Raw genomic sequence first — 19,143 nt, 5'->3', positions numbered from 1 at the left:
ATTATTCTCTATATTCTTTACCTGTAGATAAATCTATTTTATAATATATAGTTTTATTATTTTCCTTCTTAGAAACTGACCCATCGTTGTAAATTGTTTGATACGAATTGGACCCTATCTGTTTCTTAAATTCATTGCTATAAATAATTAATTCTCCATCGCGTTCTTTTTGGATAGAATATAATTGTTTATTTACGTTTAATAATTCCAATTGATGGAACTTAGGTTCAATTTCCCAAGTGGATTTTTCTTTATTCCAAACACCTGTTTTTTGAGTTCTAGATTCTTCACCTTGATCCAATATAATTTTGAAAAGATCTTTTGATTTATAAATTGTTTCAATTGTTTTTATTTGCCAATTCTCTGGAACATATTTTTCTGCAATAATTTGTGATGCATTAGGCCATAAAATATAACCTCTAACTTCTGTGATATAGGTATCTTTTACATCTATATGATTCAGAATATTTCCATTTTTATCTAAATACATCCAATAGTATTGCCAGTTAGAATAATCTATTTTTCCTAAAATAAAATAATCTGTATCTGGAACAGAATATACTAAAGTTACCAGATTTAGAAATTTTATTTGCTCTTGAGAAGCATTTTGTATATTATTTGGAAATTTTTTTTCAAAATTTGGAAATGCATAAAATGAGTTATTTTTTGAATCTTCCAACAACATTGTTTTATAAGTTGAACGGTAAGGATTATTGATAGAACCCATTATAAATGCTTTACCATTTACATTCGTTCTTATTATTTTCGAGTCTGTAACGTTAGTAAGATTTAGTTTTTTATTTTTAAGATCGATTAATGAAAAATTATTTTCATCCGTTGATTTTAAATAGCGTTTATCGTCTAACAAATGGACAATTTTCTCATCTATTTTTTTAAATTTCTTTTGATCAACTTTATAAAGATTGTTATTTATGAAGTAGTGATTTTTATCTATTTGACGAACATACAGTTCATTCTCATCTTCTTCAGTAGGAATTTTTTCCTGTGAGAGAATCTGTTGAGTTTCTAAGCAAAATAAATCTACACGCACATACTCTTCGGTCTTCTTAATTTTGCCACCCATTATATTCCAATCCCAATTCCATATCGGTAGATTTTTCTCATATTCTATTTTGATCATGGCTAGTGTTAGATCATCAATCGTTTTCAAAGTAATTTCTGCTTCCGAATACGGAATGATATATTGCCCTTTGGAATTGATGAGTGCAGAACGGAGATTGTTATCGTTTACAACCGCAAAACCTGTTGAGGTAAAACTACTTGCGTTATAAAAAGTTTCGTTTATTTTTGGGTGTAAATTTTTATCTACATATTGATAATAATTATCCTTTTTTAAAAAAGGAATCCAACTACTTGCATCTTTATCTTGTAGAATATAAGTAATTATAAAACTTAGAAAATATAATCTCTTCATTATATATATTTATCAAAGAATAAATTTACGTGTAGTTCTGCTAAAAATTATCCCTTTTAATGGCTATATTGAAACTTACTAACTAATAGTTATTTAGATAATACGCTTATAGGCATCGGTGTATTGCAATATTTACATGTTACATTTTCTCCTGTTCGGTTGATTGGAATTAAAGGAATAAAGAATAATGAAATATAATTACGGTATTCCCGATGAATGTATTGTCGTTGTTGTTTACAAATCGGACAATGAAACATTCCTTCCTCTATTGTTTTTGCTTTTTCTGTGACTCCGCCTATAAAAATCATTATTATTTGTTTTTCAGTAAAATATGTCCTTCAATTATATTGCCATTTTCAAATGTTATTGTATACCAATAGCTTCCTGAAGGTAAAGTTTTTCCATTCAATTTTCCGTTCCATTGAAGGGTTGAATCATCTTTTGTTTTATAAAAAACTAGCTTCCCGAAACGATCGTAAATATGTAGAGATTTTAAATCTTTTACATAAGAAAAATCCCATACATCGTTAATTCCATCGCCATTTGGAGAAATAAAAGTTGGTAAATCCTTATACAAATAGATTGTATGTTCTTCGATACAACCAGTGCTAGCTTTAAAATAGAATGTATATTGATTAGGCTCTAATTTAAATATGTGTTGAGACCAATTCGTTTGATCTAAACTTACTTTTGCATTTAAATCATTTAAGAATTTAAAGGTTACTGTAGAACCATCGTAGGTATAGTCAAATTGTAAATCTGAATAATCTTGTATTTCAAAGGACTTTGTGATACTACAATTACCATTTGTTACAATTACTTCATAATTTCCGGCTTTGGTAAACTCTGCGGATTGACCAATCATACCGTTACTCCACATTATCTCATCGTAACTTTCATTTAATTTAATCAGTATACTTTCGTTTTTACACTTAAAAAATTGATCTGATAAGTGGATAATAGGATTAATATTTTCAACGAGCGGAATTTTATAAAATGTCTTACAAGCATCAGAGCTTATAATAGTAGCATAAATCTCAGTTAATTGATTAGTGTTTGTATAATTTAAATCAATGTTATTTTGGTTTTGTAAAGCGTCGTTTAATGTTTCGTAAAATACAACTTGAGATGAATTAATTTGCTCTATTTGGGCTAACTCATTTGCTTTATTCACTAAATTATACTCGCCAATGGTATGGATATCTTTACATATTGAAATCGGTGTAGTTTCAATAAGAGTATAATTTGAAAGTGTGAAATTGATTAAACTATAAGATGTACAACCTTTTTGGTTTGTAGCTTTTGTATAAATAATTTGATTATTCGTGATGTTGATAGGATGAGTAATCTGTGTTTGATACTTAGCATCGAAGTAAAATTTAACCTCATTAGAAGAAATTTTATTTTGTAAATGTGTTAAGTCGTAGTTTACATATCCCATATTTTGTGCATCACACAGATTTATTTGTAATTCATTTATTTGTGGACGAGATTCTATATTTAGATCAATACGATTACTACTTTCACATCCATTTTCTAATGTACCTCTGATATAAAAATTAGGTTGTGATGCATTATAAATATACTGCTGAGGATTTTGAATCTCAATATTATTTTGAAGATCTAAAAGTGAAGCGTAGTATTTATAGGAAGCCTTCGGTAAATTATTTTCAATTAATTTTAAATTAAAAATAGGATCAGTGTCCTCGTCACAAAGTGATAAACTTAAATTATCAGGAATAAAATTATCAGCAGGAAGTAGTTCTACTTGTTGTTCCTGTGTAGTTGTATTTCCTATTTGGTCTGTATAAGTCCAAGTGATTCTGTAATTCCCCGGTGTATCAAAATATGTTTGAGGCGTTATCCCTATTATTTCTTCTCCACATCCTGATAAAGCTGTAGGAGGAGTTAATGTAACATGGCAATAGGCTTTTATGAGAGGTAAATCTTCGACTAAAGGTATCGGAGCTTGTGCTATATTTCCTTGAGTAACAATAATGCTGATGTAACCTATATTTTTTCCATCATCAAATTTACATATGTATTCTCCAATAGTAGAAGGAGTAAAAGTAGCATCATTAGCAACGATATTTCCTTCCAAATCATACCATGTATATTTATTTGCACCACTTGCTGTATATTCTAATGAATGAATATCACAATCATTACCTATTTTTGTAATCTTAAAATTGTTTTCTACATCAGAATAGAGAGTTAAAATACCGTTAATTCCCACCAAGTTATTTTGTTCATGGTCATAAATTGGTTTAGTCTGAAAAGCATTTGGAGTAGCAATCATATAGGGAGAAGAGGTTTCTCCAACCGCAATAATATCTTTTGTAGAAAAGTTGTAATCTACCCCATAATATCTGCTGCCATACGCTTTGTCACCATATAAAAATCCCCATATCGGATTTCCATTGGTATCAAATTTCATAAGTAATGCATTTCCATTACCTTCAATTTTAGTCACATTTTTAGCGTTAGATTGAAAATGATTCTCACCATCATAAATATGATTGCTTGTAGATGATCCAGAAATTATTATTTCGTTTTTATCTCCGATGACTAAATCATTTATAGATGATCTCCCTTCTTTTCCGATGAATGTTCCAAAAACTTCAGTTCCATCTGAGGTGTATTTTTTTAGGAATCCAGCATGACCATTTGAACCATCAAATTTAAAAGTTGGTGAATAAGAATTACCATAAGAAATACCTTTATCCACATTAGTTAATCCTGTAAGAAAAATATTATTATTTGAATCAATTCCAATTTTAAGAATATTGTTATAGTCATTTAAAATTTGTCGCGTCCAAATGTGTTTTAAATTATTGTCGTATTTAGAAAGGGATTTTCCTCCAGTTGTATGCAGGAATTGAGGTGAGTTTTGTTGCGAATCACCCTTTGTTTCTGAAATGATAAGCTGATGATTATGATCTATAGCAATACTGCTAATACTACCATAACTATAACTACTCCATTGGTATTCACCATCTAAATTAAACTTTGCAATTAGTCCAGCCGGTTTAAAAACATTATTTGTATTTGTAGTAAGTATTGCATTAGATGGATGTTTTAAATCAGTACTCATTGTAGATCCTGCAATATATATTACTTGCTCTTGTTTATCAATCACCAGTGAATTTAGATTATCAAAATCATTTCCTCCATAATATGTTGCCCATATACGTTTTCCATTCGAATCTAATTTTGCAAGATGCATATCTATATTACCACCCCTTTGTGGTTGATAAGCATTAGGAGTAGAGAAATTGTTTCCTGAGACTGTACTTCCTAAATAGATATTTCCTGCATTATCAATGTCTATCGCTTGTGCATATTCCTCACCACCTTTAGATCCAAAATATGTTAGCCATATTCGATTTCCATTTGAGTCAAATTTTGCTACAAATGGTTGTAAAAAATTCACAATTGTTGTCTGAAAAGCTCCTGTAGTAGCAAGATTTTTTTGATCTGTAGTTCCATAAATATAAATATCAGATTTAAAAAATTTTACTTTTTCGATAAGCAGTATATGATTTGTCGAATGTAGAGAGCTACGGGTATATTTGCTTAAATAGCTTCCCCATTTTCTTATTGGTAGAGGATCAATGATTACTTTTTGATTTGTTATATTTAAGTCAGATTGTAATCCTATGCTTCCATCATTATGATAACAATATTCAATTTTAACTTCCTTGGTATCTTTAGGATATTGAATCCAACTTTTAGGTAAAGACTCAATTAATTCACCAAATCTTAATTTAAATTTTAATTGATTTGCATTTAAAATTGTTTGAGCTCCTGTGGTTTCAAATTTTATGGTATTAATATCAGCACCTGGGTGCAAAATGAAATTATATTCAAAAGGTTTATCATTATTATCATTCACATAGAATTCTAAATCAATATTTGGATAAAAATTTTTATAGGTAATTTTCTGATAAAATAGAATCGTGTGCTCTTTATCATTTAATATTATATTCTCATAATAGTCAATTTTATTACCATATTCTATTTTATAATAAGGATTAAATCCTTTGAATTTAAAGTCTAAGCGATGAGTTTTAATTTCTTCATGGAACTTCTCATAAAAATCATACGAAAATCCATCTCTTTTCAAATTAATATTAAAATTTTCTAATTTTAGACTATAGATAACAGCCTGATTTACATTATTATTTTGGTCTTTGATTTGGCCAAAATTAGCTTCAAAACCTATTGTGTTACCAAATACGGTTGTAGTTATTATAAAAAATATAATGCAAAGAAATCTTATCATATAAAAGTGTTGTTGTGTAAAATAATGAATAAAAATTTATTAAATGGATAAATTCGCCTTCAAAATCAGAATTCCTTATCTTCGCATTTTAATTTCCATTCCAAAATTTCAACATCAATTATGCAACAATCAAAGGCTTTAGCTATCCTAAAATCGGGTCGAAACGTATTTTTAACTGGGTCAGCGGGTGCCGGAAAAACCTATGTACTGAATCAATACATTAAGTATCTGAAACAACATGGTGTTCCTGTAGCTATCACTGCATCGACCGGAATTGCTGCAACGCATATGAATGGACAAACGATCCATTCTTGGGCAGGAATTGGAATTAAAGATTATGTGTCAGATCGTTATTTAGCATCGTTACGAGATAAAAAATACTTCCGTGATAAAATGGATAAAGTCAAAGTTTTGATTATTGATGAAATTTCGATGTTGCATCGTGCACAATTGGATGCAGTAGATTATGTACTGAAGTTCTTTAAGCAAAACGACGAACCTTTCGGAGGTATTCAAGTTGTATTTTCAGGAGATTTTTTCCAGTTGCCTCCAATCGGAGAAGAGTGGGAAGAAGCACGCGATAAGTTTTGTTTCATGTCAGATGCATGGGTAGGTTCTAAAGCCCATATTTGCTATTTAACAGAGCAATATCGTCAAACCAATAATGCGCTAAATGATATTTTGAATGAAATTCGTTCAGGAATGATTTCAGATACAACAGTGAGTTTGTTAGAATCTAGAATTGAATATTTTCCTGATGAAATTGATGCTCAAACACGTTTGTACACGCATAATATGGATGTGGATCGCATCAACAAAGGTCAATTACATAATATTGATTCTTCAGCGAAAATTTTTGAAGCAAAAGTAGCGGGAAATCCAGCTTTAGTTGAGGTCTTAAAAAAATCTGTTTTAGCAGACGAAAGTTTAGAGTTGAAAATAGGAGCAAAAGTAATGTTTGTGCGTAATAATTTTGATGTTGGTTATGTCAACGGAACTTTAGGAAATGTTTCTGGTTACACTGAAAAAGATGAGCCAATTATCAAAACGTTGGACGGAGAATTTCATGTTGCAAAACCCGAAACGTGGGCTATTGAAGATGAAAGTGGTAAAGCCTTGGCCTCATTCACTCAAGTTCCTCTACGTTTGGCATGGGCGATTACAATTCATAAATCCCAAGGAATGACATTAGATTCAGCATTTATTGATTTATCAAAAGCTTTTGAAAAAGGGCAAGGTTATGTAGCATTATCACGTTTACGCGATTTAAATTCTTTGACTTTGCATGGGTTAAATCAGACAGCTTTAGAAATTGATTCGTTGGCCATGAAAGCAGATCGACGTTTTCAAGAATTATCTCATTTAATAGACGAAAAATTAGACGAAAAAGAATTACAAGATTCTTGGGCATCTTTTATACGTTATTCAGGAGGAACGTTGGATAAAAAACAAATCGCTAAAAACGTTGAAAAAAATAAAACGAAAGAAAAAGGGCAAAAGAAATCGACCTACGAAATAACATTAGAATATCTGCGTGAAGGACTTAATTTAGAAGAAATTGCTGAACGTAGAGGATTATCAACTTCTGCAATCGTGGATCATATTGGAAAAATTAAAGAAACCGAAACGGATATTGATTATGATAAATTTAAACCTTCAAACCTTATTTTAGATAAAGTGAGATTGGCTTACAGCGAAATTGAATTTGAAGAGAATAAGATTTTAAAACCAATTTTCGACTTTCTAGGGGGAGAAGTAAGCTATGAAGATATCAAGAAAGCTTTATTATTTATTGATTGACACTATTTTTGGCAGAATAAAACTAAAGTATGACAATTTTGGTCAATATATTCAAAAGGAATAATTGTTGTAATTGAGGTTTTCATTAAAAGTGAATTTTTTCACAGTACTAAAAGGATATTTTATCCATAATAAAAACAATTATGACAATAGAAAACAACCACGTAGTTACTGTAAACTACGTTTTAAATACCATTGAGGCAAATGGTGAAAAAGTATTTGTAGAACAATCAAATGCTGAAGAACCATTAGCTTTCTTATTTGGAGCTGGTATGATGATTCCAAAATTCGAAGCTGAATTACAAGGATTACAAGCTGGTGATAAAAAATCATTTGTAATTACACCTGAAGAAGGATATGGAGAACGTAATGATGAAGCGATTGCTCAATTACCACTAGAGATGTTTAAAGAATCTGGTTTACCACCAGTTGGAGCTGTTTTACCTTTAAATGATAACCAAGGAAATCAATTCCGTGCAACTGTTGTTGAAGTAACTGAAGAAGTTGTTATAGCAGATTTAAATCCTCCAATGGCAGGGAAAACTTTAAACTTTGATGTTGAAGTTATTAATGTACGTCCTGCAACTGAAGAAGAATTAGCACATGGGCATGCACATGGAGCTGATGGTACTGCAACGCACTAAGAAAATATTCTATATTTGTAAAGGCTATTTTATTTGAAATAGCCTTTTTTATTTTATATCTGTTGTTAATTTGATTAAATCTACATTAATTTATTAGTCAAACGTAAACTTAAATCTTATCTTTGCGTTACACAATTACACAACAACACAGAATGAAAATAGCCGTATTTGTTTCCGGTGGTGGAACAAATCTTCAAAATATTATCGATGCGGTTGAATCGGGATATTTGTCGAACGTAGAAATTTCTATGGTAATGACAGACCGTGACTGTTACGCTATCGAACGTTCATTAGATAAAGACATCAGAACCTATGTCTTAGATCGTAAAACTTTCTCTGAAGATGCTGAACATAATTTAATTGATGAAGATATCGATCTTATTGTTTTAGCAGGATTTCTAACAATTCTTTCACCAGAATTTACTGAAAAATGGGGTTCTAAAATGATTAATATTCATCCATCTTTATTACCGAAATATGGAGGTAAAGGGATGTATGGATCCAAAGTTCATCAAGCAATTTTAGAAGCACAGGAATCAATTTCAGGAGCAACTGTACATTTCGTTACAGCTGGAGTAGATGAAGGTGAAATTATTACCCAAGGTACTTTTGAAATTGAACCAGGTGATCAAATAGCTGACTTACAACGAAAGGTTGCGGAAGTAGAAAGTAAAATTTTAGTACAGGCAATCAAGCAATTAAGCGAAGCATAATTTAATGCCTCAGAGACACGCGTCTTTGAGGCATTTTTCATTTCCAGATTATAAAACAAACAAAATAAACTTTAAAAACTAAACAAAATGCAAAAACAAGCGCTAATTAGTGTTTCTGATAAATCAAACTTATTAGAATTTGCTCAATTTTTAGTAGAACAAGGATACAGCATCCTATCTACAGGAGGAACTTACAAACATTTACAAGACAATGGACTTGAAGTAACAGAAGTTAAAGATGTAACAGGTTTTCCTGAAATTTTAGATGGGCGTGTAAAATCTTTACATCCAGCAATTCATGGTGGTATTATGGCTCGTCGAGCAGACGAAAAGCACATGGCCACAATTGCTGTACATGGTATTAATCCAATTGATATTGTGATTGTAAATTTATATCCTTTCTTCGAGAAAATGAATACTGGTCTTTCTGAAGCAGAAATGATTGAATTTATTGATATAGGTGGTCCATCTATGTTACGTTCTTCAGCAAAAAATTTCTATGATGTAACAGTGGTAACTGATGTAAATGATTACCAAAAAGTAATGGATGAAATCCGTGAAAATGGAACTACATCTATCGAAACACGAAAATTATGTGCTGGTAAAGTATTCAATTTGACTTCAGCTTATGATGCGGCAATCTCAACATATATTTTAGGAGAGGATTTTCCTCAATTCTTAGAATCGTCTTATGAAAAAGTAATGGACTTACGTTACGGAGAAAATCCACACCAAAAAGCAGCTTATTATGTTGATAAAACAAAAAATGGAGCAATGAAAGATTTCGAATATTTACAAGGAAAAGAACTTTCTTTTAACAATATTCGTGACATGGATTTAGCCTATAAAGTAGTTGCTGAATTTGAAGAAACTACATGTTGTGCAGTGAAGCATTCTACACCTTGCGGAGTTGCAATTGGTGAAACTGTTGCAGAAGCTTATCAAAAAGCATATGAATGTGATCCAATGTCAATTTTCGGTGGTATCATTGCTTTCAATAAAGAAGTTGATGGAAAAACTGCAGTGGAATTAAATAAAATATTTTTAGAAATCGTGATTGCTCCTGCTTTTACAGAAGAAGCGTTAGAAATTTTTAAAGCGAAGAAAAACGTTCGTATAATTAAAGTAAACAATCCAGTATCTGATAAAGTAACTTATGTTAAAGTGGATGGAGGTTTAATTGTTCAATCAACGGATAACCAATTTTCAACAGATTTAAAAGTGGTGACTGAAGTTCAGCCAACTGAGAAACAAATGACAGATTTAGTTTTTGCTCAAAAAATTGTGAAATGGGTAAAATCTAATGCTATTGTTGTAGCAACTAATGGGCAAGCTTACGGAATTGGTGGTGGACAAACTAACCGTATTTGGGCTGCTCAACAAGCGATTGAAAGAGCAAAAGAAAAAGTACAAGATGATTTAGTTTTAGCATCTGATGCCTTTTTCCCATTCCGTGATGTGGTAGATTTTGCAGCAGCAAACGGAATAAAAGCAATCATCCAACCAGGAGGATCAATCAAAGATGAGGAGTCTGTCGCTGCATGTAACGAGCAAGGAATTCCAATGGTTGTTACGGGAATGAGACATTTTATGCACTAATTTGAAAATTTATTAATACGAGTGTTAAAAAACACAAATTGCGAATATAAATTTCAAATTAAACTTTAAACTAAAACAAATGACAAAAATATTAATCATAGGATCAGGAGGTCGCGAACATGCAATTGGATGGAAATTTGCCGAAGATTTTAAAAATAAGGAAGAAGAAGTTGAAATTTTCTTTGCGCCTGGAAATGCTGGAACAGCAAAAGTTGGAAAAAACGTTTCTTTAGGATCAATTGAAGAAATGAAAAATTTTGCGAAAGAAAACCAAATCGACTTAACATTTGTTGGGCCAGAAGCGGAATTAGCAGAAGGAATTGTTGATATTTTTCAAGCGGAAGGATTAGCAGTTTTTGGACCACATAAAGCTGCTGCTCAATTAGAAGCTTCAAAAGCCTTTGCAAAAGATTTTATGGCAAAATATGGTGTAAAAACTGCTGCATATAAAAACTTTAAAGGTTCACAATTAGCAAAGGAATATTTACAAACACAAGAATTTCCAATTGTTGTAAAAGCATCAGGCTTAGCAGCTGGAAAAGGGGTGATTATCTGCCAAAATTTAGAAGAAGCTGAAAAAGCAGTCGACGAAATTATGGAAGATAAAACATTTGGTGATGCTGGAAACGAAGTAGTAATCGAAGAATTTTTAGAAGGATTTGAAGCTTCAATCTTATCATTCTTCAACGGTAAGAAAATTGTTCCTTTTATCTCAGCAAAAGACCACAAAAAAATTGGTGAAGGAGAAACAGGATTAAATACAGGAGGAATGGGTGTTATTGCACCAAATCCATTATTTACAGATGAACACAATCGCCTATTCGTAGAAGAAATTATGGAACCTACGAAATGTGGTTTAATCAAAGAAGGATTAGAATTTGCAGGTGTAATTTTCTTTGGTTTAATGATTACAACAAAAGGAGTTTATTTATTAGAATATAACCTTCGTATGGGTGATCCTGAAACACAAACTACTTTAGCATTATTAGAGTCGGATTTATACGAAGCTGTTACGAAAGCAATCTCAGGTGATGATTTTGATTTAAAGTTTAAAAATCAATCAGCTTGTTGTGTTGTAATGGTTTCTGGAGGATATCCAGGTAATTATGATAAAGGATTTGAAATTCGTGGATTAGAAAAAGTAGATTGTCCAAACTTTATTGCAGGAGCAAAACTATCAAATAATCAAATTTTAACTAGTGGTGGACGTGTATTAAATGTAGTTGGATTAGGTGATTCTTTAAATGAAGCACGTGCAATTGCATATGAAGAAATCAAAAAAATTAATTTTGATTACGAATATTACCGTACTGACATCGGTGTAATTTAATAAAGAAAAAGTTTATATTATTTAAAAAGCCACCCGAAAGGGTGGCTTTTATAGTTAGTGTTATTGAAAACTATTTCCAATAATTCCAATTTGTACCATCAAATACTGCAAGGGATTTGCTTACTGTATCATAACACATCATACCTGGGTAAGGACCTTCAACAGTAAGATGTGGATTTGCTATTTTAGGTAAAACCATCGCTTTATCTGTCGCTTCTAATACTAAAACTCCTTGAGCTGAAGAAGTTTCAGCACCAATAATTACTCCTAAAGAAGCATTATTTTCGTTAGAAGGATCTATAATCACGTTTGTAGCATTACCAATACCCGATAAATCTCTCCAAGTGCCATTTTCATACATACGAACTTTTTGTGTATTTATATCGTAAATAAAAGTTCCGTTTTGAACCGGTACATCCGTAGCATTTGTTACACTTGGTAATATGATTCCGAGTGTATTAGTTGCATCATCATTAAAATCTAATAATGTATGTTCGTTTGCAACAAGCTCTTTTCCGATAGATACTTGGGCATTTACTAAACTACCCAAAAACATTATTATATAAATAAATTTATTCATAATTTTATTTTTTAATCATTACAAGATTGATTAATACAATTCCATGCATTACCATTATACATTTTCACACAATTTGCGGATGTATCATATACAAGCATCCCTTCTACAGGTTGTAAAATCCCTGTTGTATTCTCCACTCTAGAAATTACCATTCCTTTGTTTTTAGAATCCAATGCTATAAATCCATTCGGAATATCTTTAGGCCAAGTTGTACGAGGATTTTGAAGTGTAGAAATACCTGTTTGTGTTGGTAATCCAATTCCTTGTGTATTACCTGGTTTTACACAGATATCTAGGGGACATTCAAAATCTAAAGTTGGATCATTTGCACCTTGTGTACTAATCACCAATGAACTTAGATCTATTATATTAATTGCACTAGCTAAAGATCCTACAGAAATTTGTACCTCATCAAATTTGGAAGTGGTTCTAAATCCATAAACTTGATTTTGAGGGAAAATTTGGATAAACAAAGCGTTAATATTAATTAAGCTTAAACCTGTTGCAGATTCAACTTCTACACCATTTAAATAAGTCGTCACTCTAATTGTGTTTAATAAATCAGCATTTAAAATTGGATTTGCTTCTGATGTAGCAAAACCAACAGATGATCCCGCTGGATATATGTTTGCTAAATCTTTCACACTTACTGCATTTCTTACACCAACACCAAGAGGAACAGTTAATCGTGTAGAGTTTGTTAAATCACCATCAATTAGATTTTCAGGATTATTTATACTACATCCCACGCACGTTAATCCGGCTGTACCGGTATTAATTGCATTAATAATAACTGGGCGATCTACAGTTGTAATAGGATCAGAATCATTACAAACTAATTCGACAGGACAAGTTTCCATTACATTAAATCTGTAAATTCTTGTAGTACCTAGAGTAGCACTTAAAGGAATATTATAAACTAATTCAGCTTTATTGAATTCAGCTGTAGATTTAAAACCTATTTTTTGTGTCTCTTCGTTTCCAAATTGAAATAATCCTACTCCTAATAACAAAGAACTACTACTTATTGTTTCGACCACTACCCCTTCTTTGTTGATTAATCTTACGGAGAAATTATTTAATAATGAGGCATCTATTAGGTTGGCAGATTGCACTTCAAATTCTGCATATGTACCAGATTTAAAAGGTACTCCTGCTTTGTTTACTCCAATAGTAAGCTCTGTTAATGCTGAAACTGTTGGGTTTAAAGTAACATAGTTATTAGTATCATTATCTAATAGATTTCCAATATTTTGAATTATATCACCGATTAAACTTGCATTAGCTACTGAGCTAACTTTTGTATAAGCTGTAACTGGGAATTCTTGCTCTTTTAAAGTTCTAAGTTCATTACAAACTAAGGGAACGGTAGGTTCACAGAATTTTTTAAGGATAAGATTATAAATACGTGTCTCACCAAATAAATCTAGACTAGCAGTAATTGCCATGCTATACTCAACTTCGTTGAATGGTAAAGTAGTTTCAAATCCAATAATAGCTTTAGGTGTTGAGCCAATAGCTCCAACATCTAATAATAAGTTACCAGAATTAGAAGTTTCTTGTAACACACCGTTTAGATAAGTTTTGATTGTAATACTATTTAACAAACCAATATCTAATAAACTAGTTGATTGAACTTCGAATCCAGCAAATGTTCCTGCGTCAAATTCTTGATTTCCAGTTTGTATTGCAAAATTTGCAGTTCCAAGTGCACCAACAGTTATATTGATTCCAGCATAAGAATTTGGATTATCATTTAATGCATTATCCGCATTATTAATTTGACCTACAACTCCAGCTCCCCTAATTCCAGTACGTGGTGAAATTGAAACTGGATATGCTGGAGAAGAGACTCTTGTATCAACATTACACTCTAGTTCAGGTCCATCACAATTTTTGCGTACGATTGCATGATATATATTGGTTACTCCAAGAGATAAAGCTGCTGTAGAAAATGTTTCAAAAACTACTTCATCAAAATCTAGAGTAGTATTGAATCCAATAACACGTTTATTCGTTCCAGGGAAAAGTTGTAGGTTCAACCCTAAAGCATTACCTTCTGCTGTTTCTGCTAAAGTTCCATTACGATACGTTTTTATTCGGATATTACTTAATAAATCTAGATTAACCAAGCTCGAATTTTCGATTAAAAACCCTGCAAAATATCCACCAGGGAAAGTTTGTCCTAAAGATTTAACAGCAATACTACTTGTAGCAGCAGCTCCGGCAGCAGCAAAAATGGTTGCATAATTATCAGGATTATTATCTACAACATTATTAGGGTTTTCATAAATATTACCAGCTGTTAATATTGCTGAATTTCCAGATCTTTCAGCATTAATTATTGCCGCAAAATTATTTTGAATAACAGGAGTGTTTGTATTACAAATTAATTCATAATCATCGGCACAATTTTCTATAATAAAAGCCCTATAAATAGACACAGTAGCTGTCCCAACAACTGTTCCACTTATTCTGACTTGATTAAAGGGTAATGTAGTTGAAAATCCTAGTGATCGTTTTCCTGTTGCAGCTAAAGTAATACCTAAATTTGAAAACGATTTAGATTCAATGGTTTGTCCATTTATTAGTGTTTCAATGGTGTAAGTATAACCAAGATCTAATAAACTAGATTCTTGTAATTCAAACGCAACATATTGACCTCCACTAAAAACTTTGGAATTACTGATTGTTAAGTTTCCACTTATTAAAAATGTAGCTGCATCATTTAAATTATCATTTAATACATTATTAGCACCTGAAATAGTTCCAGATGTTGTAAGTTGATTATTAAAATTACTATTGATTAAATTAACTTCTTGGTTACATGTTGTTATTACTTGTTGTTCGCATAAAGGATTTACATATAAACCGTAAAATCTTATATCTAGTCTTGTCTGTCCGGTTATAGCGACAGAATTATAAGGCTTGGATGCAATAACTTGAATTTCTATTTTATCAATATCATTTGGTGCTGTAAAAGATAAACTTCCATTTCTATTATCTAATAAACTAGTTATAGTATTTGTGAATGAAATAGAAAAAGGTGTATCATTTTTAAAAGCCTTAATTGTGTATGATATATTAGTAGGAGAGGTTCCAGTTGTTCCACCAAAACGATTAAATTCACCAACATTTAAATGTACTTTTTCTCCATTTTTAATATCTAAATTAGAGATTGTAAAACTAGCATTTAATTCACCAGAAAAATAATCTGTTGAAGGTAAAGGAAATCCAGGTGTTGTTACCGAGTATGGTAGACTACTTTGTAAAGAATAATAAGTATTTAAATTATTGTCAATTAAATTACTAATTGTACCTGAAGTAGCCGCACTATTTCCAGTTCCAGTGGGAGTTAATGAGTTTAATGTAGTACTAACTCCAGGATATGTTCCTTGATGTACTATACGTTCTATATTTTCTTGTATACATATCTGCCCATATCCCCAACTAAATAGGAATACAGTTAAAAAGAGAAACATTTTTTGTAAAATATTTTTCATAAGTTTTTTATTTAATTAATAATTCTTTGGTTGGTAGTAGAAACATTAATTAAATACTAAATGAGGGCGAACGAATTTCTAAAGTTGAGATGCAAATAGAATAACTATTCCATATATAGGAATAATAAGATTTTTTATAAATAAGATTAGTTAATACTTTATCATCTATCTCATTAGATTTTAGTATAGATAACTTATAATGATAATTAGTGTTATTAGAAGTAACTATATTCTTCTGAAAAGAAGTGTATATTGATTTATTATGATAAGGTAATGAACTGAATTTTTTAACTTCAGTAGAGTCTTTTTTATTTATTATTATAATACGTTTCTCTACCTTTTCTTTATGGCTAACGAGATGTATTTTATTAGCCTTAGGAATTTCTTTCGATTCATGAATTATTGATTTTGGTTCTACAAAAACAATATTATTTTCCAAAGCTTTTTCATTAATCAGATTTTTAGTTACAGTTCCTTTTACAATAAAAATCTTTGTGCTATCTGAAAAACTTACAACAACTAGATTAATATTAATAGTATCAAAATTAGTTTCTAAAGAATCTACTTGAGAATTTTGAGCATAACAAATTTGGAGAAGAAATAGTATAATAAAGTTACTAAATCTAATTTTTGCAATAATAAAATCGACAATAACTCGAATAAAATATTGTAAAAATGTTCTCAAGAAAATAGGTTTTGGTTGGTTGATTAAATTTAGTGTGTAAATTCTTGATAATAAACTTGTTATTTTTTAATTTTTTTCTTATGTTAAACCTCCTCAATCAAAAATAAGCTCTTTAGAAGTCCAAAGTTGATTAGAAATCTAATTATTTAAGTTCAATATTTCATTTATTGAGTTTTTAATATAAATTTGATTTCAAATTAGAAATTACAAATGTTTAAATTTATCCGTAAGATTTTTATAATCTTTTTTGTAGGACATTTATTGTATATAGTTGCTTTAAAGTGGATTGATCCCATCGTTACGATTACCCAAGTTAATGAAATGATTACTCAGAAAAAATTCAAAAGAGATTACATTTCAGGAGATGAAATGGGCAGAAATATAAAATTAGCAGTTATAGGATCTGAAGATCAGAAATTTCCAACACATAATGGCTTTGATATAGATGGAATTCAAAAAGCATTTGAAAGTAATCAACAAGGAAATAAACTACGTGGTGGTTCTACAATTTCCCAACAAGTAGCAAAAAATGTATTTTTATGGCAAGGTAGATCTTGGGTAAGAAAAGGTTTTGAAGCATATTATACTTTTATGATTGAAAAAATTTGGGGTAAAAAAAGAATTTTAGAAATGTATCTTAACGTTTCTGAAATGGGAATAGGTGTATTTGGAATAGAAGCTGCGTCACAATATTATTTTAATAAACCAGCAAAAGATTTAACAAAAAATGAAGCAGCTCGTATTGCAGCGGCATTACCAAACCCAAGAAAATATAATGTAAATCCTCCGTCGTCTTATATAAGTTCTAGAGCTAGACATATTGAGCGTCAGATGAGAAATATCCAAGGTTCTACAGGTTTAGCTGAGGCAATAGGAGAAAAATAATATATTGAATAGAGTCTGCAATTTTGTAGACTCTATTCTTATTTATTCATTTCATTTTTAAGCTTTTTTAATTTCAATAAATTTTTAATTACAATTTGATTTTATTAAGAGCAGTAAAAGTCTTAATTTTGCGCAAAGACAAACACAATGACGCAAGGAATTATCATTTTAGATTTTGGCTCGCAGTATAATCAATTAATTGCTCGTCGAATTCGAGAATTTGGAGTTTATACGGAAATCATCCCTTACCACACTTCGGTAGAAGAAATTAAAAAACACAATCCAAAAGGAATTATTTTATCAGGTGGACCTTCTTCAGTATTTGGAGACGAGGCTGCTTTGGTAGAAAAGGAATTGTTTGAGTTAGGAATTCCTGTTTTAGGAATTTGTTACGGTATGCAACTTATCTCTCATATGTTAGGTGGAGAGGTTAAAAAAGGGGAAAAAGGAGAATATGGTAAATCAGAATTAACTGTATTATCACCGAACTCTTTATTTAACGAAGTTCCAGATTTATCTACAGTTTGGATGAGTCACTTTGACGAAGTTGTAAAAGCACCAGAAGGTTTTGTAGTAACAGGAAAATCAACTATTGATATTGCTGCATTAGCAAACGAAGAGCAAAAAATATTTGCTGTTCAATTTCATCCAGAAGTTACACATACAGAGTTTGGTTCTAAAATGTTAGAAAATTTTGTATTTAACATTTGTGAAGCAGAAAAGAATTGGGTTTTAACTGATTTTATTGAAACTGAGATAGCTCGTATTAAAAGAGTAGTAGGGGACAAGAAAGTTATTTTGGGTCTTTCTGGAGGGGTAGATTCATCAGTAGCTGCAGTTTTAATTCATCGTGCAATTGGAGATCAATTAACTTGTATTTTTGTTGATACTGGTTTATTAAGAAAAGATGAAGGGAAAAAAGTAATGGAAAATTACGGAAAACACTTCAAGATGAATATCAAAATGGTAGATGCATCAGAACGTTTCTTAACAAACTTAAAAGGTATCGATGAACCAGAAGCTAAACGTAAATCTATAGGAAAAGATTTCGTTGCTGTATTTGATGAAGAATCGAAGAAATTTGATGACGCAGCATTCTTAGCTCAAGGAACAATTTATCCTGATGTTATCGAATCTCAATCAGTAAAAGGACCTTCAGCAACAATTAAATCGCATCACAATGTAGGTGGTTTACCTGAACACATGAAACTTCAATTGTTAGAACCGTTACGCGAATTATTTAAAGATGAGGTGCGTAAAGTGGGTGTAGAATTAGGTATTCCAAGAGAATTAGTTTACCGTCATCCTTTTCCAGGTCCAGGGTTAGGAATTCGTATTCTAGGTGAAGTTGACGAAGAGAAAGTAAGAATTCTACAAGAGGCTGATCAAATTTTTATTGACGAATTATATGCTCATAACTTATATGATGAAGTTTCGCAAGCTTTTGTAGTATTATTGCCTGTAAAATCTGTTGGTGTTATGGGAGATGAGCGTACATATGAATATACAGCTGTTGTTCGTTCTGCAAATACGATAGATTTTATGACAGCAACATGGTCTAAACTTCCTTATGAATTTTTAGGATTAGTTTCTAACAGAATTATTAATGAGGTAAGAGGAATTAACCGTGTAGCATACGATATAAGTTCTAAACCACCAGCAACTATTGAGTGGGAATAAATAT

Annotated in this window: 13 protein-coding genes; 7 read left to right on the top strand and 6 right to left on the bottom strand. The window is 31.0% G+C overall.

The window, feature by feature from the left end:
- Position 1 precedes the first annotated feature (1 nt).
- From IM532_RS02640 to IM532_RS02630, 3 genes are all read right to left on the bottom strand, one after another.
- Positions 2-1,435: a hypothetical protein gene (locus IM532_RS02640; protein ID WP_194181892.1), complete on the bottom strand. Its 1,434-nt coding sequence runs from the start codon at positions 1,433-1,435 to the stop codon at positions 2-4.
- Between the two features lie 89 nt (positions 1,436-1,524).
- Positions 1,525-1,743 carry a zinc-ribbon domain-containing protein gene (locus tag IM532_RS02635; protein WP_194181891.1) on the bottom strand — a complete coding sequence of 73 codons (219 nt, stop codon included), beginning with the start codon at positions 1,741-1,743 and terminating at the stop codon, positions 1,525-1,527.
- A gap of 2 nt (positions 1,744-1,745) precedes the next feature.
- Positions 1,746-5,720, bottom strand: a complete 3,975-nt coding sequence (locus tag IM532_RS02630; RefSeq protein ID WP_194181890.1) for a DUF7948 domain-containing protein — start codon at positions 5,718-5,720, stop codon at positions 1,746-1,748.
- A 120-nt stretch (positions 5,721-5,840) separates the two neighbouring features.
- On the opposite strand from IM532_RS02630, the gene IM532_RS02625 reads away from it, so the two are divergent.
- The 5 genes from IM532_RS02625 (at position 5,841) to purD (ending at position 11,806) form a co-directional block, all read left to right on the top strand.
- Positions 5,841-7,520: a helix-turn-helix domain-containing protein gene (locus IM532_RS02625; RefSeq protein WP_194181889.1), complete on the top strand. Its 1,680-nt coding sequence runs from the start codon at positions 5,841-5,843 to the stop codon at positions 7,518-7,520.
- 143 nt (positions 7,521-7,663) lie between these two features.
- Positions 7,664-8,164, top strand: a complete 501-nt coding sequence (locus IM532_RS02620; RefSeq protein WP_194181888.1) for an FKBP-type peptidyl-prolyl cis-trans isomerase — start codon at positions 7,664-7,666, stop codon at positions 8,162-8,164.
- 152 nt (positions 8,165-8,316) lie between these two features.
- The gene (gene purN / locus IM532_RS02615) at positions 8,317-8,877 is read left to right on the top strand and encodes a phosphoribosylglycinamide formyltransferase (RefSeq protein ID WP_194181887.1); all 561 of its coding nucleotides are present in this window, start codon (positions 8,317-8,319) and stop codon (positions 8,875-8,877) included.
- Positions 8,878-8,964: 87 nt separating this feature from the next.
- On the top strand, positions 8,965-10,476 hold the full coding sequence (purH, locus tag IM532_RS02610) for a bifunctional phosphoribosylaminoimidazolecarboxamide formyltransferase/IMP cyclohydrolase (protein ID WP_194181886.1): 1,512 nt from the start codon (positions 8,965-8,967) through the stop codon (positions 10,474-10,476).
- Positions 10,477-10,555: 79 nt separating this feature from the next.
- On the top strand, positions 10,556-11,806 hold the full coding sequence (purD, locus tag IM532_RS02605; protein ID WP_194181885.1) for a phosphoribosylamine--glycine ligase: 1,251 nt from the start codon (positions 10,556-10,558) through the stop codon (positions 11,804-11,806).
- A 70-nt stretch (positions 11,807-11,876) separates the two neighbouring features.
- Here purD and IM532_RS02600 read toward each other — a convergent pair whose 3' ends face one another.
- Genes IM532_RS02600 through IM532_RS02590 form a run of 3 tightly spaced genes read right to left on the bottom strand, consistent with a single transcriptional unit; the run spans position 11,877 to position 16,574 of the window.
- The gene (locus tag IM532_RS02600) at positions 11,877-12,386 is read right to left on the bottom strand and encodes a hypothetical protein (RefSeq protein WP_194181884.1); all 510 of its coding nucleotides are present in this window, start codon (positions 12,384-12,386) and stop codon (positions 11,877-11,879) included.
- 11 nt (positions 12,387-12,397) lie between these two features.
- A complete protein-coding gene (locus IM532_RS02595) occupies positions 12,398-15,889 on the bottom strand; it encodes a hypothetical protein (protein WP_194181883.1) in 3,492 nt (1,163 codons plus the stop codon).
- 49 nt (positions 15,890-15,938) lie between these two features.
- Positions 15,939-16,574: a hypothetical protein gene (locus IM532_RS02590; RefSeq protein WP_194181882.1), complete on the bottom strand. Its 636-nt coding sequence runs from the start codon at positions 16,572-16,574 to the stop codon at positions 15,939-15,941.
- A 210-nt stretch (positions 16,575-16,784) separates the two neighbouring features.
- On the opposite strand from IM532_RS02590, the gene mtgA reads away from it, so the two are divergent.
- On the top strand, positions 16,785-17,459 hold the full coding sequence (gene mtgA / locus IM532_RS02585) for a monofunctional biosynthetic peptidoglycan transglycosylase (protein WP_194181881.1): 675 nt from the start codon (positions 16,785-16,787) through the stop codon (positions 17,457-17,459).
- 147 nt (positions 17,460-17,606) lie between these two features.
- Entirely contained in the window at positions 17,607-19,139 is a 1,533-nt protein-coding gene (gene guaA, locus IM532_RS02580; protein ID WP_194181880.1) for a glutamine-hydrolyzing GMP synthase, read from the top strand.
- Positions 19,140-19,143: the final 4 nt, after the last annotated feature.

The organism is Faecalibacter rhinopitheci (assembly GCF_015234135.1).
GTDB classification, from domain to species: Bacteria; Bacteroidota; Bacteroidia; order Flavobacteriales; family Weeksellaceae; genus Empedobacter; species Empedobacter rhinopitheci.
The sequence above is the reverse complement of the archived record's forward strand: the minus strand, read 5'-3'. Positions and strand labels throughout refer to the sequence as shown.

Excerpts from the sequence above, each read along its gene's own strand:
- IM532_RS02640 (WP_194181892.1), bottom strand. The coding sequence starts at position 1,435 with ATGAAGAGATTATATTTTCTAAGTTTTATAATTACTTATATTCTACAA.
- IM532_RS02635 (WP_194181891.1), bottom strand. The coding sequence starts at position 1,743 with ATGATTTTTATAGGCGGAGTCACAGAAAAAGCAAAAACAATAGAGGAA.
- IM532_RS02630 (WP_194181890.1), bottom strand. The coding sequence starts at position 5,720 with ATGATAAGATTTCTTTGCATTATATTTTTTATAATAACTACAACCGTA.
- IM532_RS02625 (WP_194181889.1), top strand. The coding sequence starts at position 5,841 with ATGCAACAATCAAAGGCTTTAGCTATCCTAAAATCGGGTCGAAACGTA.
- IM532_RS02620 (WP_194181888.1), top strand. The coding sequence starts at position 7,664 with ATGACAATAGAAAACAACCACGTAGTTACTGTAAACTACGTTTTAAAT.
- purN (WP_194181887.1), top strand. The coding sequence starts at position 8,317 with ATGAAAATAGCCGTATTTGTTTCCGGTGGTGGAACAAATCTTCAAAAT.
- purH (WP_194181886.1), top strand. The coding sequence starts at position 8,965 with ATGCAAAAACAAGCGCTAATTAGTGTTTCTGATAAATCAAACTTATTA.
- purD (WP_194181885.1), top strand. The coding sequence starts at position 10,556 with ATGACAAAAATATTAATCATAGGATCAGGAGGTCGCGAACATGCAATT.
- IM532_RS02600 (WP_194181884.1), bottom strand. The coding sequence starts at position 12,386 with ATGAATAAATTTATTTATATAATAATGTTTTTGGGTAGTTTAGTAAAT.
- IM532_RS02595 (WP_194181883.1), bottom strand. The coding sequence starts at position 15,889 with ATGAAAAATATTTTACAAAAAATGTTTCTCTTTTTAACTGTATTCCTA.
- mtgA (WP_194181881.1), top strand. The coding sequence starts at position 16,785 with ATGTTTAAATTTATCCGTAAGATTTTTATAATCTTTTTTGTAGGACAT.
- guaA (WP_194181880.1), top strand. The coding sequence starts at position 17,607 with ATGACGCAAGGAATTATCATTTTAGATTTTGGCTCGCAGTATAATCAA.